Genomic DNA, 23,263 nt, shown 5'->3' on the forward strand with positions numbered 1-23,263 from the left:
ATGTTGTGAAAAGCGTGGACGACGGAAGGCCGCTGCTCGCCGAGCAGCCCGCGGAAGGATCTGGTGCCGATGGCCAGACCCGCGCCGCCGTCGTGTCTCTGCTGGTCGACGAGGGTCCGCTCACCGCGAGCGACATCGCCGAACGCCTCGGCATCAGTCCGGCCGGGGTGCGCCGTCACCTCGACAATCTGGCGTCCGCGGGCGACGTGGAGACCGCCGCTCCCGGTTTCGGGAAGGGCGGCCGCGGCCGGCCCGCCAAGTGGTTCCAGCTCAGTCCGGCCGGGCGCGGCAAACTGCGGCACGCCTACGACGACCTCGCGGGTGCGGCGTTGCGCAAGCTCCGCGAGATCGGCGGGCAGGACGCGGTCGACGCGTTCTCCCGCGACCGGATCGACGGGATCGTCGCGCCGGTCACCCCGGCGACCGGCGACGGCGACGTGATCCGCGCCGTCACCGAGATCGCCGACGCGCTGACCAGCGCCGGCTATTCGGCGAACGTCCGCGAGGCCGGCACCGGCGTACAGATCTGCCAGCATCACTGCCCGGTGGCGCACGTCGCCGCCGAGTTCCCCGAACTCTGCGAGGCCGAGACGCAGCGCTTCACCGATCTTCTCGGCACGCACGTCCAGCGGCTCGCCACCATCGCCAACGGCGACTGCGTCTGCACCACCCACGTTCCACTGCATCCCCCGCCGGATACGCTCCCGCACGTCCGGCCCCTGCCAGTCCAGCCCCACAGTCCCGCACACCCCGACGGAAAGGCCTCACGATGACGGTCACCGATCCCGCCGCGACCACCGCGCCACCGGCACCGCTGTCCCAGGAAGAGACGATCGCGTCCTTCGACCGGTACGGCTACGGCTGGTCCGACAGCGATGTCGCCGGTGCCTCGGCACAGCGCGGCCTGTCCGAGGCCGTCGTCCGCGACATCTCGGCGAAGAAGAACGAGCCCGAATGGATGCTGGAACAGCGCCTCAAGGCGCTGCGCATCTTCGACCGCCAGCCGATGCCCCGCTGGGGCGCCGACCTGGACGGCATCGACTTCGACAACATCAAGTACTTCGTGCGGTCCACCGAGAAGCAGGCCCAGTCCTGGGAGGACCTGCCGGAGGACATCAAGAACACCTACGACCGGCTCGGCATCCCGGAGGCGGAGAAGCAGCGCCTGGTCGCCGGTGTCGCCGCCCAGTACGAGTCCGAGGTGGTCTACCACCAGATCCGCGAGGACCTGGAGGAGAAGGGCGTCATCTTCCTGGACACCGACTCGGGCCTGCGTGAGCACCCGGAGATCTTCCAGGAGTACTTCGGCAGCGTGATCCCGGCCGGCGACAACAAGTTCTCGTCGCTCAACTCGGCGGTCTGGTCGGGCGGCTCGTTCGTCTACGTCCCGCCGGGCGTGCACGTGGAGATCCCGCTGCAGGCCTACTTCCGGATCAACACCGAGAACATGGGCCAGTTCGAGCGGACCCTGATCATCGTCGACGAGGGCGCCTACGTGCACTACGTCGAGGGCTGCACCGCGCCGATCTACAAGTCGGACTCGCTGCACTCGGCCGTCGTCGAGATCATCGTCAAGAAGGGCGGCCGCTGCCGCTACACGACCATCCAGAACTGGTCGAACAACGTCTACAACCTGGTCACCAAGCGTGCCAAGGCCGAGGCCGGCGCCACCATGGAGTGGGTCGACGGCAACATCGGCTCCAAGGTCACCATGAAGTACCCGGCGGTCTGGCTCACCGGCGAGCACGCCAAGGGCGAGGTCCTGTCGGTGGCGTTCGCCGGCGAGGGCCAGCACCAGGACACCGGTTCCAAGATGGTGCACCTGGCGCCGTACACGTCGAGCAACATCGTCTCCAAGTCGGTGGCGCGCGGCGGCGGGCGGTCGTCGTACCGCGGCCTGATCAAGATCAACCCGGGCGCCCACGGCAGCCGGTCGACGGTCAAGTGCGATGCGCTGCTGGTGGACCAGATCAGCCGCAGCGACACCTACCCGTACGTCGACATCCGCGAGGACGACGTCACCATGGGCCACGAGGCCACCGTCTCCAAGGTCAGCGACGACCAGCTCTTCTACCTGATGAGCCGCGGCCTGACCGAGGACGAGGCCATGGCCATGGTGGTCCGCGGCTTCGTGGAGCCGATCGCCAAGGAGCTGCCGATGGAGTACGCCCTGGAACTCAACCGGCTCATCGAGCTGCAGATGGAAGGAGCGGTCGGCTGATGGCGGCCACCGATACGACGTCCCCCGTCGTCAACAAGGGCGAGCTGTTCAGCTCGTTCGACGTCGAGGCCTTCGAGGTCCCGAGCCAGCGCGAGGAGGCGTGGCGGTTCACCCCGTTCCGCCGCCTGCACGGGCTGCACGACGGCACCGCGGTCGCCACCGCGTCGACCACGGTCACCGCCGAGGGCCTCGGCGCCGGCGTCCGGCTGGAGACCGTCGACCGCACCGACCAGCGGCTCGGCACCGGCGGTGTGCCCTTCGACCGGGTGGCGGCGCAGGCGTTCTCGTCGTTCACCGAGGCCACCGTGGTGACCGTCGAACGTGAGGCGCAGGTCGCCGAACCGGTCGTCGTGACCGTCACCGGTCCGGGCGAGGGCCAGGTCGCCTACTCGCACATCCAGATCCACGCCGAGGCCTTCAGCAAGGCGACCGTGGTGATCGATCAGCGCGGCGGCGGGGTGATCGGCGAGAACATCGAGTTCGTGGTCGACGACTCCGCGCACCTGACCGTGGTGAACGTGCACGACTGGGACGACGATGCCGTGCACGTCGCCGCCCACCACATCGGCATGGGCCGCGACGCGGTGCTCCGGCACTTCGCGGTGAGCCTGGGCGGCAAGACCGTCCGGCTCTCTCCGCGCGTCCAGTACCGCGCGCCCGGCGGCGACGCCGAACTGTGGGGCCTGTACTTCGCCGACGCCGGTCAGCACCTCGAGCAGCGGCTGCTGGTGGACCATTCCGCACCGCACTGCCGGTCGCAGGTGGTCTACAAGGGCGCCCTGCAGGGCGATCCGTCCGGCGACAAGCGCGGCGAAGCGCACACCGTCTGGATCGGCGACGTGCTGATCCGGCCGAGCGCCGAGGGCACCGACACCTACGAGCTCAACCGCAATCTGGTCCTGACCGACAACGCGCGCGCCGACTCGGTGCCGAACCTGGAGATCGAGACCGGCGACATCGTCGGCGCCGGTCACGCCAGCGCCACCGGCCGGTTCGACGACGAGCAGCTGTTCTACCTGCAGTCGCGCGGCATCCCGGAGGAGCAGGCGCGCCGCCTGGTGGTCCGCGGCTTCTTCGGCGAGATCCTCGCCAAGATCGCCGTCCCGGAACTCCGCGAGCGTCTCGCCGCCGCCGTCGAAGCCGAACTCGAATCCGCCGGCGCCTGATCATCCCTTCCGACGGTCGAGCACCGTCGAGACCCCGAGAAAGAGAATTCGTGAGCACCCTGGAAATCCGCGACCTGCACGTCGACGTCGCCTCCACCGACCCCGATGCCGAGCCGATCCACATCCTCAAGGGCGTGAACCTGTCGATCGACTCCGATCAGACGCACGCCATCATGGGCCCGAACGGCTCCGGCAAGTCGACGCTGGCGTACGCGATCGCCGGTCACCCCAAGTACGTCGTCACCCAGGGCTCGATCACCCTGGACGGCGAGGACGTGCTGGCGATGAGCGTCGACGAGCGCGCCCGTGCCGGTGTGTTCCTGGCCATGCAGTACCCCGTCGAGGTGCCCGGCGTCTCGACGTCGAACTTCCTGCGCAGCGCCGCCACCGCGGTCCGCGGGGAGGCCCCGAAGCTGCGCCACTGGGTCAAGGAGACCAAGGAGGCGATGGCCGAGCTCGAGGTCGATCCGTCGTTCGCCGAACGCGGCGTCAACGAGGGTTTCTCCGGCGGCGAGAAGAAGCGCCTGGAGATCCTGCAGCTGGCCCTGCTCAAGCCGAAGTTCGCGGTCCTCGACGAGACCGACTCGGGTCTGGACGTGGACGCCCTGCGCGTGGTGTCCGAGGGCGTCAACCGCTACAAGGAGCGCGTGCACGGCGGCGTGCTGCTGATCACGCACTACACCCGCATCCTGCGCTACATCAAGCCCGACTTCGTGCACGTCTTCGTCGACGGCCGCGTGGTGGAGTCCGGTGGCCCCGAACTGGCCGACGAGCTGGAGGAGAACGGCTACGTGCGGTTCACCTCGGCGGCGGCCGCCGCGAGCTGATCGGCGTGACTACGACGGTCCCGACCTTCGACGTCGCGGCGGTGCGCGCGGATTTCCCGATCCTGGCCCGCACCGTCCGCGACGACAAGCCGCTGGTCTACCTCGATTCCGGGGCCACCTCGCAGCGCCCGCTGCAGGTGCTCGACGCCGAGCGCGACTTCCTGCTGACCCGGAACGCCGCCGTGCACCGCGGCGCCCATCAGCTGGCCGAGGAGGCGACGGACGCCTATGAGCACGCCCGCGCCCGGATCGCCGGCTTCGTGGGCGGCGCGGTCGACGAGATCGTGTTCACCAAGAACGCGACCGAGGCGCTGAATCTGGTCGCCTACACCCTGGGCGACGACCGGGCGGCCGGCCTGTTCGGCGGCACCCCGCTAGGGGAGGGCGACACCGTCGTCATCACCGAACTGGAGCACCACGCGAACCTGGTGCCGTGGCAGGAACTGTGCCGCCGCACCGGTGCCACCCTGCGCTGGTACGGGGTGACCGACGACGGTCGCATCGATCTCGACTCGCTGACCCTGGACGACACCGTCAAGGTGGTCGCGTTCACCCACCAGTCGAATGTCACCGGCGCCGTGGCCGACGTGCCCGAGCTGGTCCGGCGGGCCCGCGAGGTGGGCGCGCTCACCGTGCTCGACGCCTGCCAGTCGGTGCCGCACCTGCCGGTGGATTTCGCGGCCCTGGGCGTCGACTTCGCCGCCTTCTCCGGGCACAAGATGCTCGGACCGTCCGGCGTCGGCGTGCTGTACGGGCGCGCCGAGCTGCTGGGGCAGCTGCCACCGTTCCTGACCGGCGGCTCGATGATCGAGACCGTCACCATGGAGGTCTCCACCTACGCGGCACCGCCGCAGCGCTTCGAGGCCGGGGTGCCGATGACCTCGCAGGTGGTCGGGCTGGCCGCGGCCGTCGACTACCTGGAGAACATCGGGATGGACGCGGTCGCCGCGCACGAGCACGAGCTGACCGCGCACGCGCTCGAGCGGCTCACCGCGATCGACGGGCTGCGCCTGGTCGGCCCGGCCACCGCCGAGAACCGCGGCGGCGCCGTCTCGTTCGTCGTCGACGGCATCCACGCCCACGACCTCGGGCAGGTCCTCGACGACGAGGGGGTGGCCATCCGCGTCGGCCACCACTGCGCGTGGCCGCTGCACCGCCGGATGGGCGTCGCGGCCAGTGCCCGCGCCTCGTTCGCCCTCTACAACACGACCGCCGAGGTCGACGCGCTGGCCGGCGCGATCGTCACGGCGCAGGAGTTCTTTTCCTGATGCGTATGGAGCAGATGTACCAGGACGTGATCCTGGACCATTACAAGCACCCGCACGGGCGCGGTCTGCGCGACCCGTACGACGCCCAGGTGCATCATGTGAACCCGACCTGCGGCGACGAGGTGACGCTGCGCGTTCACCTGGACGACGGCGTGGTAGCCGACGTGTCGTACGACGGCCAGGGCTGTTCCATCTCGCAGGCGTCCACGTCGGTGCTGTTCGACCAGATCGTCGGCCTGTCGATCGACGACGCGCTGGCGGCCGTCGACTCGTACAACGCCATGCTGACGTCCCGCGGCGCCGACGCCGGTGACGAGGACGTGATCGGCGACGGCATCGCCTTCGCCGGGGTCAGCAAGTACCCGGCACGCGTCAAATGCGCACTGCTCGGCTGGCTCGCCTTCAAGGACGCCCTCGCCCAAGCCCACCTGAAAGAGCGGAATCTGACATGACCGAAGTGAACGAACCGCAGACCTCGCTGCCCACCTACGACGACGTCGAAGAGGCCATGCGCGACGTCGTCGACCCCGAGCTGGGCATCAACGTCGTCGACCTGGGCCTGGTCTACGACCTGAGCATCAACGACGACGCGTCGGTGAAGGTCGACATGACGCTGACCTCGCCGGCCTGCCCGCTGACCGACGTGATCGAGGATCAGACGCGCGGCGCGCTGGTCACCAGCGGCCTGTGCACCGACGTGGAGATCAACTGGGTCTGGCTGCCGCCGTGGGGTCCGGACAAGATCACCGACGACGGCCGCGAGCAGCTGCGCGCACTCGGTTTCACCGTCTGAGGGCTGTGATAGTTTCACCCGGGTGAGGCTCCTCCTGCGCGCCGCGTCCTTGACCTCGGCGTTTCTCCTCGCGCTGCTCTGTGCGGCGCCCGCCGCCGCCGAGCCGAACGATTCGGAGATCTCGGCCGCGATCCGGTCGTCCCTGGTCTACCTGCAGAGCGAGTACACCGCGCGGGTCCAGGTGCCGTTGCGCTCGGGCCCGCAGTGGACCCCGCCGCTGACCGTGCAGGCCAGCTGCACCGGCTACATCGTCGACCCGGCCGGGTACGTGGCGACCGCCGGACACTGCGTCAACGGCAAGGAACCGACCCTGCTCGACGATTTCCGCGCCGAGGCCGTGCGGATGATCGGCCAGAGCCAGAACGCATCGGACAGCTGGATCCAGCAGAACGCGCAGGTCGCGATTCACGACAAGTGGCCGGTCGCGGGCGAGTCCGGCGACGACGGCGCCGCGGTCACGGTCAAGCTTCGGCAGGCGGACGGTGCCGGGCAGGTCTTCGCCGACTGGGTTCCGGTGTCGGTGGTCGCGTTCCAGACCTTCGAGCAGGGCGACAACGCGGTGGTGCGTATCGCCGCGCCGCCGAAGAAGCTTCCCGCGCTGGCGATCTCCGACCGCGCCCCGGAACCCGGGCAGGACGTGGTGTCGGCCGGCTTCCCCGGCGCGGTGCAGCTGACCAACGACTCCGACAAGCTGGCGCAGCCGTCGTTCCAGTTCGGCAAGGTGTCGTCGCGGCAGACCGCGGACAGCGGCCTGTACCGGACCGAGATCTCGGCGACGCTCGGCAAGGGCATGTCGGGCGGCCCGACGGTCGACGCGCAGTCCCGGGTGATCGGCACCAACTCGGCGTACGCGGCGCTGACCGACGACAAGGCCACCTTCAACTTCATCACCGACAACATCGCCCTGCGGCCCTTCCTCACCCAGAACGGTGTCACGCTCGCCGCCGTCGATGCGGCACCGTCGTCGTCGTTCCCCGGCCGGTGGCTTTGGATCGGGGTGGGTATCGCGGTGGCGGTGGTCGTCGTGGTGATCGCGGCGGTCACGGTGCTGCTTCGCCGGCGCCGGCGCCGGACGCCCGCGGGTCCGCCGCCCGGTCCTGCGCCGTTCGGACCGGTCGGCGGGCCGCCCGGACCACGGCCGTACGCCGGTTCACCGGTCGCCGGACCGCCCCGCGGACCGGGTTTCGCCGCGCCACCCCGCCCGGGAGGACGTCCCGGCCCCCAGCAGGCACCGCCGCGCCCGGCACCGCCCCGGCCACCGATGCCGGCCCGCGCGGCGCCCGTCCCGCCCCCACCGCGGGAGGCGCCGACCGTGCTGAACCAGCCGCGGCCCGGCGGCGCCACCGCCGGCTTCGGGGAACAGCCGACGGTGCTCGATCAGCCGAGGCCGGTCCTGCCGGCCGATACCCAGGGATCCGCCCCTCCCGGTGGCGGTAGTGCCCCGGGCGGCGGGCCGTCCCGGTAGCCTCGGGAATATCCCGGTGTCACCGATGTTGAGGAACACATGAGCACTATTGAACTGACCGGCGAGAACTTCGAGCAGACCATTCTGGACAGCGAGATCGTCCTGGTCGATTTCTGGGCGTCGTGGTGCGGCCCGTGCCGCCAATTCGCGCCCACCTTCGAGGCCGCCTCGGAGAAGTACCCGAACCTGGTGTTCGGCAAGGTCGACACCGAAGCCGAGCAGCAGCTCGCCTCGGCGGCGAGCATCCGCTCCATCCCGACGCTGATGGTCTTCAAGAAGGGCCACCTGGTGTTCAACGAGGCCGGCGCCCTCCCGCCGCAGGCACTCGAGTCGCTGGTGGAGCAGGTCGAGGCCCTCGACGTGGAGAAGGCGATCGCCGAATCCCAGGCGCAGGGCAACGACTAGCGAGGGCGTCCAGCCCAGACGGCGCGCCCGGTGAGTCTCACCAGGCGCGCTTTCTGCTGTCCGGGGAGCGCCCGGAAGACCGCCCACATCGTGGCGAGCGTGCCCCGCAGGTCGTCACGACCGCCGAGGTAGGCGCGCTGGCGGTGCACCGGCAGGCCGAAGAAGGCGTCGAAGAACGCGGTCAGTTCGCGGCCGTCGAACCCGAGCAGCACCGCCAGGCCGACCAGCCGGAGACGGTAGGTCCAGCGGGCGCGCCGGGGCCACAGCGCGCGCACCGGATCGCCGCCGCGTGCCAGCGCCGCCGCGAGGCCGTCCGCCGCGCCCAGCGAGGCGGCGATGCTGTAGCCGGTCGCCGGGTGCATCAGCCCGCCGGCGGCGCCGTAGCGCGGCACACCGTCCGGTGGCCGCCACGGCGCCGGCCCGGGGTGGAGCGGGAAGTCGACCAGTTCGGGTTCTGCGCCGCCGGGTTCTGCGCTGCCGGCGCGTCGTGCGTTCCGGGCGGCGAGCACGTCCAGCGGGACCGGGGGAGCTCCGGCCAGGCAGGTCTCCTCGATCAGCCGCCGCCCGCCGCCGAGGCCGACGCGATAGCTGAACGTGGGCGCCGCCGCACCGGTCTGCCGCCAGTCCATCAGCACCATCTCGGTCCCGTCGCCGGAGACCACCGCCCCGTAGGCGGTCTGCCGGGGGATCCGCGGGTCGGTGGCCCCGCCGCCGCGGGCGTCGATCACGTGGTCGGCGGACAGGAGCCGGCCGTCGTCCAGCCGGACCGTGTGCGCGGTGATCTCCCTCGCCCGCGACGCCTCGAGGCGGGCGCCGTCGAGCGTGAGCGCACGCTGCAGGGCGGGTGCGTCGAGCACGCAGTAGCGGCGCCCGACCTCCCGGCGCTCCGGGGTGAAGACGGTGAAACTGGGTGCGTCGCAAGCGATCACGTCGCGGGGCAGCCACCCGGGCAGGTCGTCGTCGAACATCCCGAAGGTCGACCGCCACGCAGCGTCCGGTGCCGGGTCGACGACGGTGACCGACATCCCGTGCACCAGCGCGCGATGCGCGAGGGCCCGGCCGGCCGGTCCGGCGCCGACCACCAGCAGGGTGCGCGCCGACGAGGTCATGGGGCCAGGGTAGGGGATGGCGGCGACGATTTCGGGGGGCACCGGGCCCGGCGGTAGCATGGCTCGTCGTGATCACCGCGACCGACCTGGAGGTTCGAGCGGGCGCCCGGACCCTGCTGTCCGCGCCCGGCGATGCCCTGCGCATCGCCCCCGGCGACCGCATCGGCCTGGTGGGACGCAACGGCGCGGGCAAGACGACGAGCCTGCGCATCCTGGCCGGCGAGACCGAACCGTACGCCGGTTCGGTGCGCCGCAGCGGGCCCATCGGTTATCTGCCGCAGGATCCGAAGGAGGGCGACCTCTCCGTCCTGGCCAAGGACCGGGTGCTGTCCGCGCGCGGTCTGGACGAGATCCTGGCGCAGATGACCAAGCAGCAGGTCATCATGGCCGAGGCCGTCGACGACAAGAAGCGCGATCAGGCGATCGCCAGGTTCTCCCGGCTCGAGGAGCGTTTCGGCACGCTCGGCGGTTACCTCGCCGAGTCCGAGGCCGCTCGTATCTGCAACAACCTGGGCCTGCCCGACCGGGTGCTGGAGCAGGAGCTCCGGACGCTGTCCGGCGGTCAGCGCCGCCGCGTGGAGCTGGCCCGGATCCTGTTCGCCGCCTCGGACGGGTCCGGCAAGTCGGACACCACCCTGCTGCTCGACGAGCCCACCAACCACCTCGACGCCGACTCCATCTCGTGGCTGCGGACCTTTCTGCAGAATCACGACGGCGGGCTGGTGGTGATCAGCCACGACGTCGAACTGCTGGCCGATGTGGTGAACCGGGTGTGGTTCCTCGACGCGGTGCGCGGTGAGGCCGACGTCTACAACATGAACTGGCAGCGCTACCTGGATCAGCGCGCCACCGACGAGCAGCGTCGCCGCCGCGAACGCGCCAACGCCGAGAAGAAGGCCGGGGCGCTGCGTGCGCAGGCCGCCAAACTCGGGGCCAAGGCGACCAAGGCCACCGCGGCGCAGCAGATGCTCAAGCGCGCCGAGAAGATGATCGACGAGCTCGAAGAGGAGCGGGTGGCCGACCGGACCGCGAAGATCCGGTTCCCGGAGCCCGCCGCGTGCGGGAAGACGCCGCTGACGGCCACCGAACTGACCAAGGTCTACGGATCGCTGGAGATCTTCACCGGCGTCGACCTGTCGATCGACAAGGGCAGCCGCGTCGTCGTCCTCGGCCTCAACGGTGCGGGTAAGACGACGCTGCTGCGCATCCTCGCCGGTGCCGAGCAGCCCGACCTGGGCACCGTGGAGGCCGGGTACGGCCTCAAGCTCGGCTACTTCGCGCAGGAACACGACACGCTCGACGATCGGGCGAGCGTCTGGGAGAACATCCGGCATGCCGCGCCCGACGCGGGGGAGCAGGACCTGCGCGGGCTGCTCGGCGCCTTCATGTTCACCGGCCCGCAGCTCGAACAGCCGGCCGGGACGCTGTCCGGCGGCGAGAAGACACGTCTGGCGCTGGCCGGGCTGGTGTCGTCGGCCGCCAACGTGCTGCTGCTCGACGAGCCGACCAACAACCTCGACCCCGTCTCGCGCGAGCAGGTCCTCGAGGCGCTGCGCAGCTACACCGGCGCCGTCGTGCTGGTGACGCACGACCCCGGCGCCGCCGCGGCCCTCGATCCGCAGCGGGTGATCCTGCTGCCGGACGGCACCGAGGACCACTGGTCGGACGAGTACCAGGAGATCATCGAGCTGGCGTGACCGCCGCCGACACGACGGTGCGCGCTCAGCGCACGGTGACCCGCACGCCGCACGCGCGCAGGTGGTCGAGCCGGGTGTCGTCGAAGAGTTCCCGCGGCAGGAAGTAGAAGAGGTCGCGGCAGTAGAGGAGAACGACGCCGTCTCGAACGTTCGCCCTGGTCAGGGTGGTGTAGTAGATGCGGACGATCCGGCTGCCCACCACGGCGATGTCCGCGAAATGGGGGGTGAAGGCGGCCTCGTAGCGATACTCGGGCGCCCGTACTCCGGCGGTGGCGATGTCCATCAGGGCACGTTCCCGGCGGCGGTTGACGCCGACGAAGAACACTCCGAGGACGATCGCCGCCATGATCAGTCCGCCGATGAGTCCCACGAGCCCGGACGCGGTACCGAGATCCGGCAGCGTGATCATGAGCACGATGAGCGGCACCATCACGGCGACCATGATCAGCGGACGCCGCGTCGTCATCCGGGTGGCGGATCGCGACAGCTCGACGAGCGCGGGCTCGCTGAGGACGGCGATCGCGTCGGGACGCAGGATACGGGCATACGGCGCATCGAGGGCGGGCGCCGGAGCCATCTGCCCCATCGCGGGGTTCACATAAGTCACCGATGGAGTGTAGGACACCGAGGGCATCACGCCGGGGAGGCGAAGACCACCACGTTGTCCCGGTAGCCGAGGGGCGGGCCGACGAACGGGCCGCCGCAGGTGACCAGGGCCAGGGTCTCCGGCCCGTCGAGGCGGTTCAGCCGGTCGACGGGCAGACCGCCCTCCTTGGACACCTCTTCGGTGGTGGTGACCCGGTAGCGATGCACGGCTTGATCGGCGGTATCGACCTCGATCGGGTCCCCGGGCTTGAGCGTGGCGAATCGGGCGGCGAAGCCGGTACCCAGGTCGACGTCGTCGACGTGCCCGGTGACCACGATGGTGCCGGCCCCGGAGCCCGGCCGCGCCGAGCCGATCCACCAGCCCAGTTCGTGGATGTCCTTGGGCGGCAGCAGGACCCCATCGGCGTCGGTGTCGACCGTGCGGGTCGGAGCGGACTGGCCGCCGACGGCGATCCGGACCGGGGCGGAGGCGTCGTCGGTGTGGGTGACCACCGGAGGCGGTAGCGACCGCTGGGCGCCGGTCTGGCTGCTCGGTGCCGCGCTCTGCGTGCCGCAACCGGCCAGCAGCGCGGTCGCGAGGATCGCGAGCACGGCCAGCAGCGACCGGAGGGTGGCGCTCATCGGGTGCGGCCGGACGGGATCGACTTGATCGGCACGCGGTCGTGCGGTCCACCGGTCTGTTCCATCCGGAACACGACGACGCCGGTCTCACCGGGCGGCACCACGCCCTCCAGGTGCCACGGCGAGAGCAGCCGGTAGCCGCCCGGGACGGCCAGCAGTTCGACGCGGTACCGGCCCGACGGGAGCAGCATCGATGCGGGCAGGCGGGTGTCGGCCGGATCGGGACGGAAGACGCGCGCCGGGACGTCGGTCACGTCGGTGCCACCGGCCACGTCGATCGCCCGGATGCTCAGGATGCCGTCGGTCGGCGCGGAGGTGGGCGGACCTTCGGTCGGTGATCCCGATTCGGTCGCCGAGCCGCTGGTGGCGGGCGTGCCGGTGTCGCCGCTCGGTGTGGTGGTCTGCGTGGTCTCGGTCGGTGTCGTGGTGTCGGTGGTGGTCGTGGTCTCGGTGGTCTGCGTCGTCGTCGTGGTGGTGGTGCTGTCGTCGGCGAGTGCCGGCCCGGTGATCAGGCCCGTTCCAGCCAGCAGAGCGGCCGCGGCGAGACAGGCCGGTAGACGACGAAATGCGGTGCGGTGCACGGTGTTCTCGATCCTCCCCGACCCGGGAGTCCCGACACCGGTTATGTCGCCGGCCCCCGAACAGGTGTTACCTATCCCACATTCCGGTCGGCGACCATGGTCCGCAGCGTCGCCTTCACGAGTTTGCCGGTGGGGGTGCGCGGCAACTCGTCGAGGAACTCGATAGACCGCGGCAGTTTGAATGCGGCGACGTGTTCGCCCGCGTAGGCGAGCAGCTCCGCGGCCAGTTCCGCGGACGGTTCCACGCCGTCGGCGAGTTGGACGTACCCGCGCGCGACCTCGCCGAGGTCGTCGTCGGGCACACCGATGACGCCGACGTCGTAGACGGCGGGATGCGTGGCCAGCACGTTCTCGACTTCCTGCGGGTAGATGTTGACGCCGCCGGAGACGATCGTGAACGCGCGCCGGTCGGTGAGATAGAGGAAGCCCTCGTCGTCGAGATAGCCGAGATCGCCGGTGGTGGCCCAGAACTCGTGATCGGGGTGCTGCGCGGCCTTCGTCTTCACCGGGTCGTTGTGATAGACGAACGGCACGCTGTCGCGTTCGAAGTAGACGGTGCCGATCTCGCCTGGCGCCAGGTCGCGGCCGTCGTCGTCGCAGATGTGGACGATCCCCAGGACCGCCCGGCCGACCGAGCCCGGCCGCTGCAGGGCGTCGCCGGGGCCGATGAGGGTGACGCCGGCGGCCTCGGTCGCGGCGTAGTACTCGTGGATCACCGGCCCCCACCACTCGATCATCGCGCGCTTGACCTCGGGCGGGCACGGGGCCGCGGCGTGGATGGCGACGGTCATGCTCGACACGTCGTAGCGTGCGCGGATGTCGTCCGGCAGTTTCAGCATGCGGATGAACATGGTCGGCACCCACTGGCTGTGGGTCACGCGGTACCGCTCGATCAGCGCGAGAGCCTCTTCCGGGTCGAAGCGGTCCATCATCACCACGGTGCCGCCGAGAGCGTTGACCATCGCGCAATAGCGAAGGGGCGCAGCGTGATACACCGGCGCGGGGGACAGGTAGACGGTGTCCGGGCCGAAGCCGTAGAGCGGGCCGAAGACCGCCGTCACCATGTCGGGCACCTCGTCGACCTGCCCGTCCGGGAGCGGCGGACGGATACCCTTCGGCCGGCCGGTGGTACCCGACGAGTACAGCATGTCGGTGCCGCGGGGCTGGTCGGTGAGCGGCGCAGGCGACGCGGCGGCGAGCACGGTGTCGTAGTCGGTGAAGCCGGGGATCGGGCCGCCCCACGCCATCCGCCGGGCCGGATCGGTGATCAGCCGGGCCGCACCGGCGACGGCCGCGGCCGAGCCCGCACCGGCGAAGAGCGCGCCCGCGCCGCAGTCCTCGAGGATCACGTCGACCTCGCCCGCGGTGAGGTGACAGTTGATCGCGGTCACGTACATGCCGCTGCGCACCGCCGCCCAGTAGGCGCTCAACACGCGCAGGTCGTTCTCGGAGACGATCGCGATGGTGTCGCCGGGGCGCAGGCCCAGGTCGCGGAGGTGATTGGCGATCCGCGTCGACGAGTCCATCAGTTCCGCGTAGGTCACCGTCTCACCGGTCGAGGCGCGGATCAGCGCGGGCTTGTCGGCGAACTCGGGCAGGTGAGAACCGGGGTACACGGGGGCTCCTGATCGTCGGATGCGCGTGACTCCGAGCCTAGTGTTTTCGAGACCGGCCCGAGGCTCAGTCCGTGAGGGCACCCTAAGATGGAGGGGTGATCACCCGACTCCGGACGCCCGCGGTGATCGCGTTGCTCGCGTGCGGGGTGCTCGGCGTGCTGCTGCACTACGTGGACGTCACGAGCAATCTGGTCGCCCGGCTCGGTTCGGTGGCGCCGTATCTGATGCTCGCCGCCCCGGCCGGGCTGACGCTGAGTCTGTTCTCGCGGCGCGCGCGGTTGATCGTTCCGGCGGTCGCCGTGACCGCGGCGGCCGTGCTGACGCAAGCGCCGCTGTACCTGGGGTCGGCGAACGCGGATGGGCACGGTGCGACGCTGACCGTGCTGCAGGCGAACATCTATCTGGGCCGGGCCGACGTCCCCGCGCTGGCCCGGACGGTTCAGGACCGGGACGTCGATGTCTTGACGGTGTCGGAGCTGACGGATGCGGCGCTCGACCGGATCCGGGAGTCGGGCATCGCGGACCGGCTGCCGTATTCGGTGGTGTACCCCGTCGCCTCGGGCGGCGGCGGGACCGGGCTGTTCTCCCGCTATCCGCTGGAGAACGGGACGCGGCTGACGGGCGAAGGGATCCGGGCGTACCGGATGGCGAACGTCCGGGCGGAGGCGCTGGTCCCGGGCTTCGGGCGACTCGCGCTGTACGCGGTGCACCCGGTACCGCCGTGGCCCGAGCCCGCGTGGCACTGGGCGGCCGAACTGGATTCACTCGGGGCCACCCTGCGGGCCGAGCCGCTGCCGGCCGTCATCGGTGGGGACTTCAACTCGACGTACGACCACGCGCAGTTGCGCGCACTGTTCGGCGACGCGGCGCTCACCGACGCCGCCGAGCACACGGGCGCCGGGATCGTCGCGACCTATCCGGCGAACCGCACGCTGATCCCGCCGGTGCTCGCGCTCGACCGGATCGCGACGCGCGGGGGACCGGAGCCGGTGTCGTTCGAGCGGGTCCGGCTGCCGGGATCGGACCACTACGCGGTGCTGAGCAGAATCCGGCTCTGAGACGGCGCTGCTCCCCGGCATGACGATCGAGCGGAGCGCTCGACGATCGAGCGGAGTCCGAGATCACTCGGACTGGGCGGAGGTCTCGACTTCGCTCGACCATCATGGGGTGCGCGCCCGCGTGTGACGATCGAGCGGAGTACAGGACGATCGAGCGGAGTCGAGATCACCCGGACTGGGCGGAGGTCTCGACTCCGCTCGACCATCATGGGCGGTCAGGCGGGGGTGAGGGCGCGGGAGCCGGTGCGGTGGTGCAGGCGGCGGGCGAGGGCGCCCGCGACGCGGGCCGGGTCGGCGGCGTGGAAGATCTGGCGGCCGAAGCTCAGCCCCGCCACCCGGGACTCGGCGATCTCCGAGCCCAGGTCGACGGCGTGGTCGTCGTTGGTCGCGGCACCCCCGGCGACCACGATGGGCAGCGGGCAGGTGGCGGCGACGGCGTCCATCGAGGCCGGGTCGCCGGCGTAGTCGAGCTTGACCATGTCGGCGCCCAGATCCGTCGCGATCGCCGCGAGATGCGACAGCGTCGTCACCGACGGCGGCTCCGGCGCGTCGACGAGGCCGCGGTGATACATCATCGCCAGCAGCGGCATGCCGAGCCGCCCGCACTCGGCGGCGACGGCCCCGAAGTCGGCGAGCTGCTGCGCCTCGGTGGGGGAACCGATGTTGACGTGCACGCTCACCGCGTCCGCGCCGAGCACCAGGCTCTCCTCGACGGACCCGACCAGCACCTTTCCGGTGGTGTCCACCGACAGGGCGGTACCCGCGGACAAGTGCACGATGAGGCGGAGAGACCGCAGATGCGCCGGGTCGATGTGCCGGGCCCGGCCCTTGTGGACGACGATGGCGTCGGCGCCGGCGTCACCCAGGACCGCGGCCAGCCGGTCGGCGTGGGCGTGGTCGCCCAGCGGCCCGATGGTGACCGAATGGTCCATCGGCACGATCAGCGCGCGCCCGCTGGACGCGGAGAAGATACGGTGCATCCGCACCTGCTTGCCGTCCAGGATCGCCGGACGGGCGGTGGCGTTCTCGATCATCTGAGGGGTCCTTCTTCAAGAATGTGAGGGTAGCCTATCCTACTGGTATGGCTGAGCGCGATGTGACCTTCCCGACGAGCGCGTACCTGGCACGCATCGGGCTGTCGCCGCAGGTGGCGGCCGTGTCCGATCCGGTCGCGCTGATCCGGATGTGCGCCGCGGCCCAGCACGCCACGATCGCCTTCGAGAACCTCGACATCCATCGCGGCGAATGCGTCGGGGTCGCGCCCGGCGCGCTGATCGCCCGGCTGATCGACGGCCGCCGCGGCGGCATCTGCTACCAGCTCAACGGGCTGCTGGCGCTCGCGCTCGACGCCCTCGGCGTACCGGTGACCCTGTGGGGCGCGCGGGTCGATTCCGGCGCGGGCGAGGGACCGGCCCGCGGGCACATGGCCGTGGTCGCCGCACCCACGCCGGACCGCCGGCTGCTGGTCGACGTCGGTTTCGGCGGGGAGGCGGTGACCCGGCCGATCGATCCGAGCGACCCCGCCGATCTCCTCGTGCGGCTCGGCGGGGCGTCGTACCGGCTCGACCCGATCGACCGGAACCTGGACGACTTCGCCGAGATGGCGCGCTGGCACAGCAGTTCGCCGCATTCGCGGTTCACCGGCTCGGTGATCTGCACCCGTCCGGTCGGCCCCGGCGGGCGGGACACGCTCACCGGGCGCCCCGATCGCCCGGCCGGCCCGATCGCCTACCGCCTCATCGAGGCGCGCGGACCGCGGCGGACCGAGCGGGCGTTGACCCGCGACGCCGCCGAAGCACTGTTGACCAGCAGGTTCGGCATGCCCGATGCCGTCGCGCCGGACACCAGCTACGTGGTCGATCACGCGTACCGCCAGCGCGTCGGGAACGGAAGTCCGAGGTAGACATGTCCGATCGCCCGGCGATCATCGTCCGAATCGACGATCCGCTGCAACCGGGCCCGGCGCAGCGGCCAGTCGAATCCATCACCGTCGGTGCGGTGCAGCATCGAGGTCATGTTCCAGGAGAACGCCTGCGCCTGCCAGATGCGCGGCAGTGCGGTGTCCGAGTACGCGTCGAGCAGGTCGGTGCGCCGTTCGGCGTAGAAGCCGCCCAGCGCGTGCGAGAGGACGCACGCGTCGGAGACCGCGAGGTTGAGCCCCTTGGCCCCGGTCGGCGGCACGATGTGCGCGGCATCGCCCAGCAGGAACAGCGAACCGACGCGCATCGGCTCGGAGACCAGGCTGCGCAGGAGGGCGAGGCTGCGTTCGATGATCTCCCCGGACTCGATCTCCGGGGCGTCGTCGGCCGCGCCGCGGCGGCGCAGTTCCGCCCAGATCTCGGCGTCGGACCAGGCGGCCGGGTCGGTGCCGGCCGGGACCTGGAGATACTGACGCGACAACCGCGGACCGCGCATGCTGTGCACCGCGAGACCGTCCGGGTGCACCGAATACGTGCCTTCCTCGGCCACCGGCGTGCTGTGGGCCAGAATGCCGAGCCAGGCGAACGGCCAGGCGCGCTCGGCGGTCCGGATGCGATCGGCGACGGCCGCGCGGCAGGCGCCGTGGAAGCCGTCGCAACCGGCGATGAAATCCGCCTCGACCAGGTGCCGTGTTCCGTCGGCACCGGTGTAGGTGACGGACGGCCGGTCGGTGTCGATGTCGTGGACGGCGACGTCGGCCGCGCCGAATCGCACCGGCGCGTCCCGCGCGGCCAGGCCGTCGATCAGGTCGGCGACCACTTCGGCCTGCCCGTACACCCAGGCGTTGCGGCCGGTGTCGGCGTGGAAGTCGAGCTGGTGGGTCTGGCCGTCGAAGCGCAGGTAGAAGCCGTTGTGCCGCAATGCTTCCCGGTGCAGCCGATCGGCCAGTCCGAGATCGTCGAGCAGGTCGACGGTGGTCTGCTCGAGCACTCCGGCGCGCACCCGCGACCGCACGTACGACTCGTCGTGCCGTTCGAGGACGACGGCGTCGATGCCCTGCCGGGCGAGCATGTGCGCCAGGCTGAGGCCCGCCGGCCCCGCTCCGACGATCGCGACCTGCGTGCGGCTGCGCTGAATTCCCTGCGTGATGGTGCCCACACTCCTCTGTAAGTATTTGGTCAGGCTAACCTAATGTACCTACGGTAGGAGGCGCCAGCCGGGGCTGGGCACTCCAATCCGACACGAACATGTTCAATGCAAGGGGACAGAACCAGTGACCGAGGTCTTCGACGAATCCGAGTCCACCCCGGTGGACGACCACGCCGCCGCGCTACTCGACTTCGAGCCCCGGTTCGCCACCGTCGCGGTGATCATCCCGGCGATGAACGAGGCGCGGAACCTGCCCTACGTCGCCGAGCGGATGCCCGAGGTCGACGAGATCATCGTGGTCGACGGGCACTCCACCGACGACACCGTGGAGGTGGCACGCACGCTCTGGCCGGAGGCCCTGGTCCTGACACAGACGCGGTCCGGCAAGGGCAACGCGCTGGCGTGCGGTTTCGCCCACGCCACCGCCGACATCATCGTGATGATCGACGCCGACGGGTCCACCGATCCGGCGGAGATCCCCGATTTCGTCGACGCCCTGCTGTGCGGCGCGGACCTCGCCAAAGGCAGCCGGTTCTCTCAGGGCGGTGCCAGCGACGACATCACCTTCTTCCGGCGGTGGGGCAACCGCGGCCTGAACTGGCTGGTCAACCGCATCTTCGACGCCGAATACCAGGATCTCTGCTACGGCTACAACGCGTTCTGGCGGACCAATCTGCCGGTCCTCGACCTGCCGGACGTGCACGCCAAGACGCCGCAGTGGGGTGACGGCTTCGAGGTGGAGACCGTGATCAACGTGCGGATGATCCGCGCGGGCAAGAAGATCCGCGAGGTCGGCAGCCACGAGCGTTGCCGCATCCACGGCCGCAGCAACCTCAACGCGGTCAGCGACGGGATGCGGGTGCTGCGCACCATCAATCACGAGCGCAAGCTGCATCGGAGCACCCGGCGATGACCCGCGAGAAGACCTTTCTCTGGTATCTCAACCACGCCGACGGCACGGTGCCGTGGCAGCCGGAGTACCGGGTGCCGCCGTCGCTGGACCACCTGCGCGGTGTGGCCGCCGAGATCGACCGGCTCGGCTACTACGGCGTGCTGTGCACGGCGCGCGAGCCGATCGCGCTGGTCTCGGCCACGCGAGCGCTGCGCTTCCTGATCCCGGAGTACCCGGGCGTCAAGCCGCCGGCGCTGATGGCCGAGCAGGCGCAGGTCTTCGATCACTACTCCGACGGCCGCCTGATCATCAATCAGGTCAACGGCGCCGATCCGGTGCTGGCCCGCTACGGACGGTTCGAGGGCAAGGACGAGCGCTACCGGGTCTCCGCCGAGTACTGGGCCACCGTGCGCGCGATGTACGGCGACGACACCGCGGCCGTCGACGGCGACTACTTCCGGGCCGGGCCGCAGTACAAACCCGCCATCGCGGGTCCGCGCCAGCACCGCCTCCCGATCTGGGGGACCGGCGCCTCGCCCGCCGGTCTCGCCCACGCCGCCGAGGTGCTCGACGTCTACCTGAGCTTCCTGGCGCAGCCGGACGCGCTCGCGAAGACCTTCGACGCGGCCCGCGCCGCGGCGGCGGCCGCCGGCCGTGATCTGCCGTGCGGGGTGCTCGCCAGCGTGATCGTCCGGGACACCGACGACGAGGCCTGGGCGCACTTCGAATGGCAGCTGGCCCGCACCGATCCGGTGGAGATGGCGCGGCTGGCCGACCGCAACCTGCGCTCGTTCGGGTTCGGCGGACTCGACGAGATCACCAGCGACGACCCGCAGGTGCAGGCCCGGATCGACGCGCTGCGCGCCGGCCGCCTCCCGGGCCGCGCGGAACTCGAGTTCGCGCCGGGACTGGCCTCCGGCCTGACCACCTGGACATCGGGGGAACCACCGTTCGACATCGCGGGCAAGGGATCGGGCAACTATCTCATCGGGAGTCCGCGCACCGTCGCCGCCACCATCGAACGCCTCTCCGAGCAGGTGGGCGCCGATCACTGGATCCTGTCCGGATGGCCGCTGGCCGCCGAGGCGCGACGGTTCGCCGAACAGGTGATCCCGCTGCTGTCACGCGAGCTCGCGCCACGGTGACCACGCCCACCGTCGGCGTGGTGATCCCGGTGTACCGCTGCGCCCCGTACGTGCGCGGCTGCCTCGAATCGGTGCTGGCGCAGACGCATCCGGTGGACCAGATCGTCCTGGTCGACGATCGGGGCGGCGACGAATCGGTGCGGATCGCCGAGGACACGCTCCGCGAGCACGCCCGCGACTACACGCTGATCACGCAGGTCCGCAACGGCGGCCTCGGCCGCGCCCGCAACACCGGGCTCGACGCGCTGGACACCGATCTGGTGTGGTTCCTCGACAGCGACGATCAGGCCCACGCCGACTTCGTCGAGACGCTGCTCGGCGCCCTGACCGCCGCGGACGCCGATTTCGCGGTGTGCCGCACGCACCGCGTCGATCCGGGCGGACGGGTGCTGCAGACGGACGAGGCGGCCTCGCCCGCACCCGTCGTCGACGGCGATGTCTACGCCCGCGAACTGCTCCGGGGGCGTGTCAAGGCGTACGCGTGCACCAAGCTCTTCCGCCGCGACCTGCTCGGCGACCGGCCGTGGCCGGAAGACCAGGCGTACGAGGATCTGGCCGCCGCCGTGCGCCTCGCCCTGCGGGCACGACGGGTCGCGATGGTCGACCGCGCGCTGTACCGCTACCTGTATCGCGAGGGGTCGCTGTCGACGGCGCTCTCGGACACCACGTTCGACCTGTTCACGGCGGGTGACGAGGTGCGGACACTGGTGGCCGCCAGCGGCCTGGACTGGCATCGGGACTATCTCGCGTTCCGGTACCGGCAGGTGCTGATCTCGGTCGCACATCTGGCGATGCGGGCCGATCACGCGAGTCCGCGGCGCCCACCGCTGTACGCGACGGCGATCCGCCGGGTCCAGGACGGCGTCGCGCTCCGCGACCTGCCTGCGTTGCTGGCCGAGCGGCAGTTCCGCTCCTGCGTGTTCGCCGTGTTGATGAAGTCGGCGCCGGGTGTGTACTCGGCGGTTCTGCGCCGGCGCTGAGTGCGCCGGAGATGAAGGGGAAGTGTCGATGAGGGTTTGTGTGGTGGGTGCCGGGTCGTCCGGACTGACGACGATCAAGCAGCTGCGCGACGAGGGGCACGAGGTGGTCTGCTACGACCGCAACGACGATCTCGGCGGACTGTGGCTCCGGGAGGGTGCGGACGCGGGCAAGACCAAGGCGTGCGACAACCTGTTCCTGACGATCTCGATCAAGCTGATGGCCTACTCGGACCATCCGCACCGGGGCGACCGCGTGTTCTACACGCGGGCCCAGTACTGGGAGTACCTGCGCAGCTACGCGCGCCGGTACGACCTCGCCGACCACATCCGGTTCGGCACCGAGGTGACCGGCCTGACCCGCCACGGCGGCGGCTGGACCGTCACCGTCCGGCGCGACGGCGTCGAGACCGAGGAGGAGTTCGGCGCGGTCGCGGTGTGCTCCGGGCCGTTCAAGACGCCGAACACCGGCATCCCCGGGATCGCGGACTTCTCCGGCGAGGTGGTCCACTCGGCCGGCTACCGCAACGCCGAACCGTTCCGCGACAAGCGGGTGCTGATCGTCGGACTCGCCGAATCCGGCGCCGACGTGGTGCGCGAGGTGGCGCAGGTCGCGAGCGAGTGCACCCTGGCGATCCGGTCGCGGGCGTTCCTGCTGCCGCGCGTCGAGGGGAGCCGCACCACCGATCACGGCACCGTCCGGTCGCACCATCACGAGATGCTGCGCCGCTCCACCGACTACCCGCTGGCCTTCTCCACGTTCTGGGGCGACAGCCGGATCGCCAAGACGGCGTTCCTGGCGATGGCCGTGGTCCTCGGCGTCGTGACGACGGCCCTCGGCGTCCTCAAGGAAGGGCTGAACCGGGTCCTCCCGTGGACCCGCGAACCCGAACCCGCCGTCAATCCGCTCGGCCAGCCGATGCATCCGCTCAAGCTCGACATCGACACCCTCCACAACGACGAGAACTTCGACGCGATCCGGCAGTGGAACCGGGCGTCGCATCCGGACGGCAGCTGGACCCAGAAGGCGATCTTCTGCAAGAACGTCTCCTTCATCCCCGCTCTGGTCAGCGGCGCGGTGACCCTGAACGACACCGGGGTCGATCGCTTCGACGGCTCCACCGTGTACTTCGGCGACGGCACCAGCGGCGAATTCGACACGGTGATCCTGTGCACCGGCTACCAGGCGACCGAGCTGGCCATCGGCGACCTGTCGGTGGAAGACGGCAACGTCCGCAACCTCTACCGGCACTTCCTGCACCCCGACCACGACGGCACCGCCGCCTTCATCGGCTTCATCCGCCCGCTCAGCGGCGCGGTCCCGCTCTGCGCGGAGATGCAGTCGCGCTACTTCGCGCGGGTCCTGAACGGGAAGCTGACCGTCCCGGAGAACCTGCCCGAGCGCATCGAGACCGACAAGGCGTGGGAGGAGTACTGGACGTCGCTGAGCCCGCGGCACCCGGAGGCCACCCCGTCGAACATCCTCTATCTGGACGCCCTCGCCAAGGAGATCGGCTGCCTGATCCCGATGCGGATGATGATGCGCAATCCCCGGTTGTTCATGCACATGTGGTTCGGGACCTTCAACCAGGCGTGCTACCGCGTCGTCGGGCCGCACAGCGACAAGCGAGCAGCACTCGCGGACCTGTATTCCGAGCGGATCGGTCATCGGCGGATGTTCGCCTGGGACATGACCGTGCTCCAGCTCGCGCCCTCGCACATGCACCCCGAACACCTCATCTGACGG

The 23,263-nt window shown here is 70.5% G+C and carries 23 protein-coding genes; 16 read left to right on the forward strand and 7 right to left on the reverse strand.

Annotated features, from left to right (window positions below; translation table 11 throughout):
* Nucleotides 1-14: 14 nt before the first annotated feature.
* Genes ACSEEN_RS03615 through trxA form a run of 9 tightly spaced genes read left to right on the forward strand, consistent with a single transcriptional unit; the run spans nt 15 to nt 8,145 of the window.
* A complete protein-coding gene (locus tag ACSEEN_RS03615; RefSeq protein WP_247868004.1) occupies nt 15-773 on the forward strand; it encodes a helix-turn-helix transcriptional regulator in 759 nt (252 codons plus the stop codon).
* Nucleotides 770-2,221 (forward strand): Fe-S cluster assembly protein SufB, encoded by a 1,452-nt coding sequence (gene sufB, locus ACSEEN_RS03620; protein ID WP_247867868.1) that lies wholly within the window; start codon nt 770-772, stop codon nt 2,219-2,221. The genes ACSEEN_RS03615 and sufB overlap by 4 nt, the downstream gene beginning before the upstream one ends.
* The gene (gene sufD, locus ACSEEN_RS03625) at nt 2,221-3,387 is read left to right on the forward strand and encodes a Fe-S cluster assembly protein SufD (RefSeq protein ID WP_440712323.1); all 1,167 of its coding nucleotides are present in this window, start codon (nt 2,221-2,223) and stop codon (nt 3,385-3,387) included. The genes sufB and sufD overlap by 1 nt, the downstream gene beginning before the upstream one ends.
* A gap of 50 nt (nt 3,388-3,437) precedes the next feature.
* A complete protein-coding gene (sufC, locus tag ACSEEN_RS03630) occupies nt 3,438-4,214 on the forward strand; it encodes a Fe-S cluster assembly ATPase SufC (protein ID WP_247867866.1) in 777 nt (258 codons plus the stop codon).
* A gap of 5 nt (nt 4,215-4,219) precedes the next feature.
* The gene (locus ACSEEN_RS03635; RefSeq protein WP_247867865.1) at nt 4,220-5,482 is read left to right on the forward strand and encodes a cysteine desulfurase; all 1,263 of its coding nucleotides are present in this window, start codon (nt 4,220-4,222) and stop codon (nt 5,480-5,482) included.
* Nucleotides 5,482-5,934, forward strand: coding sequence for a Fe-S cluster assembly sulfur transfer protein SufU (gene sufU / locus ACSEEN_RS03640; protein WP_247867864.1), 453 nt, complete (start codon nt 5,482-5,484; stop codon nt 5,932-5,934). The genes ACSEEN_RS03635 and sufU overlap by 1 nt, the downstream gene beginning before the upstream one ends.
* The gene (locus tag ACSEEN_RS03645; RefSeq protein WP_247867863.1) at nt 5,931-6,275 is read left to right on the forward strand and encodes a metal-sulfur cluster assembly factor; all 345 of its coding nucleotides are present in this window, start codon (nt 5,931-5,933) and stop codon (nt 6,273-6,275) included. The genes sufU and ACSEEN_RS03645 overlap by 4 nt, the downstream gene beginning before the upstream one ends.
* Nucleotides 6,276-6,297: 22 nt before the next feature.
* Nucleotides 6,298-7,740: a S1 family peptidase gene (locus ACSEEN_RS03650; RefSeq protein ID WP_440712324.1), complete on the forward strand. Its 1,443-nt coding sequence runs from the start codon at nt 6,298-6,300 to the stop codon at nt 7,738-7,740.
* 39 nt (nt 7,741-7,779) lie between these two features.
* Nucleotides 7,780-8,145, forward strand: a complete 366-nt coding sequence (gene trxA / locus ACSEEN_RS03655; RefSeq protein WP_247867861.1) for a thioredoxin — start codon at nt 7,780-7,782, stop codon at nt 8,143-8,145.
* Here trxA and ACSEEN_RS03660 read toward each other — a convergent pair.
* Complete coding sequence (locus ACSEEN_RS03660; protein WP_440712325.1) at nt 8,142-9,254, reverse strand: lycopene cyclase family protein; 1,113 nt, start codon at nt 9,252-9,254, stop codon at nt 8,142-8,144. The genes trxA and ACSEEN_RS03660 overlap by 4 nt on opposite strands.
* Nucleotides 9,255-9,322: 68 nt before the next feature.
* Here ACSEEN_RS03660 and ACSEEN_RS03665 point away from each other — a divergent pair, with 68 nt between their 5' ends.
* Nucleotides 9,323-10,951: an ABC-F family ATP-binding cassette domain-containing protein gene (locus ACSEEN_RS03665; RefSeq protein ID WP_440712326.1), complete on the forward strand. Its 1,629-nt coding sequence runs from the start codon at nt 9,323-9,325 to the stop codon at nt 10,949-10,951.
* Nucleotides 10,952-10,976: 25 nt separating this feature from the next.
* Here the strand turns inward: ACSEEN_RS03665 and ACSEEN_RS03670 are convergent, their stop codons facing one another.
* From ACSEEN_RS03670 to ACSEEN_RS03685, 4 genes are all read right to left on the reverse strand, one after another.
* Entirely contained in the window at nt 10,977-11,558 is a 582-nt protein-coding gene (locus ACSEEN_RS03670; protein WP_440712327.1) for a hypothetical protein, read from the reverse strand.
* A gap of 26 nt (nt 11,559-11,584) precedes the next feature.
* Nucleotides 11,585-12,178, reverse strand: coding sequence for a class F sortase (locus ACSEEN_RS03675; RefSeq protein WP_440712328.1), 594 nt, complete (start codon nt 12,176-12,178; stop codon nt 11,585-11,587).
* A complete protein-coding gene (locus ACSEEN_RS03680; protein WP_440712329.1) occupies nt 12,175-12,759 on the reverse strand; it encodes a hypothetical protein in 585 nt (194 codons plus the stop codon). The genes ACSEEN_RS03675 and ACSEEN_RS03680 overlap by 4 nt, the downstream gene beginning before the upstream one ends.
* A 71-nt stretch (nt 12,760-12,830) precedes the next feature.
* Nucleotides 12,831-14,375: an acyl-CoA synthetase gene (locus ACSEEN_RS03685; protein ID WP_440712330.1), complete on the reverse strand. Its 1,545-nt coding sequence runs from the start codon at nt 14,373-14,375 to the stop codon at nt 12,831-12,833.
* 95 nt (nt 14,376-14,470) lie between these two features.
* On the opposite strand from ACSEEN_RS03685, the gene ACSEEN_RS03690 reads away from it, so the two are divergent.
* Nucleotides 14,471-15,433 carry an endonuclease/exonuclease/phosphatase family protein gene (locus ACSEEN_RS03690; protein ID WP_440712331.1) on the forward strand — a complete coding sequence of 321 codons (963 nt, stop codon included), beginning with the start codon at nt 14,471-14,473 and terminating at the stop codon, nt 15,431-15,433.
* A 215-nt stretch (nt 15,434-15,648) separates the two neighbouring features.
* Here the strand turns inward: ACSEEN_RS03690 and ACSEEN_RS03695 are convergent, their stop codons facing one another.
* On the reverse strand, nt 15,649-16,467 hold the full coding sequence (locus ACSEEN_RS03695; RefSeq protein ID WP_440712332.1) for a 2-amino-3,7-dideoxy-D-threo-hept-6-ulosonate synthase: 819 nt from the start codon (nt 16,465-16,467) through the stop codon (nt 15,649-15,651).
* A gap of 47 nt (nt 16,468-16,514) precedes the next feature.
* On the opposite strand from ACSEEN_RS03695, the gene ACSEEN_RS03700 reads away from it, so the two are divergent.
* On the forward strand, nt 16,515-17,336 hold the full coding sequence (locus ACSEEN_RS03700; RefSeq protein WP_440712333.1) for an arylamine N-acetyltransferase family protein: 822 nt from the start codon (nt 16,515-16,517) through the stop codon (nt 17,334-17,336).
* Here ACSEEN_RS03700 and ACSEEN_RS03705 read toward each other — a convergent pair.
* A complete protein-coding gene (locus tag ACSEEN_RS03705; protein WP_440712334.1) occupies nt 17,294-18,511 on the reverse strand; it encodes a 4-hydroxybenzoate 3-monooxygenase in 1,218 nt (405 codons plus the stop codon). The genes ACSEEN_RS03700 and ACSEEN_RS03705 overlap by 43 nt on opposite strands.
* Nucleotides 18,512-18,662: 151 nt before the next feature.
* On the opposite strand from ACSEEN_RS03705, the gene ACSEEN_RS03710 reads away from it, so the two are divergent.
* Genes ACSEEN_RS03710 through ACSEEN_RS03725 form a run of 4 tightly spaced genes read left to right on the forward strand, consistent with a single transcriptional unit; the run spans nt 18,663 to nt 23,260 of the window.
* The gene (locus ACSEEN_RS03710; RefSeq protein ID WP_440712363.1) at nt 18,663-19,415 is read left to right on the forward strand and encodes a glycosyltransferase family 2 protein; all 753 of its coding nucleotides are present in this window, start codon (nt 18,663-18,665) and stop codon (nt 19,413-19,415) included.
* Nucleotides 19,412-20,539, forward strand: coding sequence for an LLM class flavin-dependent oxidoreductase (locus ACSEEN_RS03715; RefSeq protein ID WP_440712335.1), 1,128 nt, complete (start codon nt 19,412-19,414; stop codon nt 20,537-20,539). Before ACSEEN_RS03710 ends, ACSEEN_RS03715 begins: the two co-directional genes overlap by 4 nt.
* The gene (locus tag ACSEEN_RS03720) at nt 20,536-21,519 is read left to right on the forward strand and encodes a glycosyltransferase family 2 protein (protein WP_440712336.1); all 984 of its coding nucleotides are present in this window, start codon (nt 20,536-20,538) and stop codon (nt 21,517-21,519) included. The genes ACSEEN_RS03715 and ACSEEN_RS03720 overlap by 4 nt, the downstream gene beginning before the upstream one ends.
* Nucleotides 21,520-21,547: 28 nt before the next feature.
* A complete protein-coding gene (locus ACSEEN_RS03725; protein WP_440712337.1) occupies nt 21,548-23,260 on the forward strand; it encodes a flavin-containing monooxygenase in 1,713 nt (570 codons plus the stop codon).
* Nucleotides 23,261-23,263 lie beyond the last annotated feature (3 nt).

The organism is Gordonia marina (assembly GCF_052036135.1).
Taxonomy (GTDB): Bacteria; Actinomycetota; Actinomycetes; order Mycobacteriales; family Mycobacteriaceae; genus Gordonia.

Excerpts from the sequence above, each read along its gene's own strand:
- ACSEEN_RS03700 (WP_440712333.1), top strand. The coding sequence starts at position 16,515 with ATGGCTGAGCGCGATGTGACCTTCCCGACGAGCGCGTACCTGGCACGC.
- trxA (WP_247867861.1), top strand. The coding sequence starts at position 7,780 with ATGAGCACTATTGAACTGACCGGCGAGAACTTCGAGCAGACCATTCTG.
- sufB (WP_247867868.1), top strand. The coding sequence starts at position 770 with ATGACGGTCACCGATCCCGCCGCGACCACCGCGCCACCGGCACCGCTG.
- ACSEEN_RS03660 (WP_440712325.1), bottom strand. The coding sequence starts at position 9,254 with ATGACCTCGTCGGCGCGCACCCTGCTGGTGGTCGGCGCCGGACCGGCC.
- sufD (WP_440712323.1), top strand. The coding sequence starts at position 2,221 with ATGGCGGCCACCGATACGACGTCCCCCGTCGTCAACAAGGGCGAGCTG.
- sufU (WP_247867864.1), top strand. The coding sequence starts at position 5,482 with ATGCGTATGGAGCAGATGTACCAGGACGTGATCCTGGACCATTACAAG.
- ACSEEN_RS03715 (WP_440712335.1), top strand. The coding sequence starts at position 19,412 with ATGACCCGCGAGAAGACCTTTCTCTGGTATCTCAACCACGCCGACGGC.
- ACSEEN_RS03695 (WP_440712332.1), bottom strand. The coding sequence starts at position 16,467 with ATGATCGAGAACGCCACCGCCCGTCCGGCGATCCTGGACGGCAAGCAG.
- ACSEEN_RS03725 (WP_440712337.1), top strand. The coding sequence starts at position 21,548 with ATGAGGGTTTGTGTGGTGGGTGCCGGGTCGTCCGGACTGACGACGATC.
- ACSEEN_RS03645 (WP_247867863.1), top strand. The coding sequence starts at position 5,931 with ATGACCGAAGTGAACGAACCGCAGACCTCGCTGCCCACCTACGACGAC.
- ACSEEN_RS03675 (WP_440712328.1), bottom strand. The coding sequence starts at position 12,178 with ATGAGCGCCACCCTCCGGTCGCTGCTGGCCGTGCTCGCGATCCTCGCG.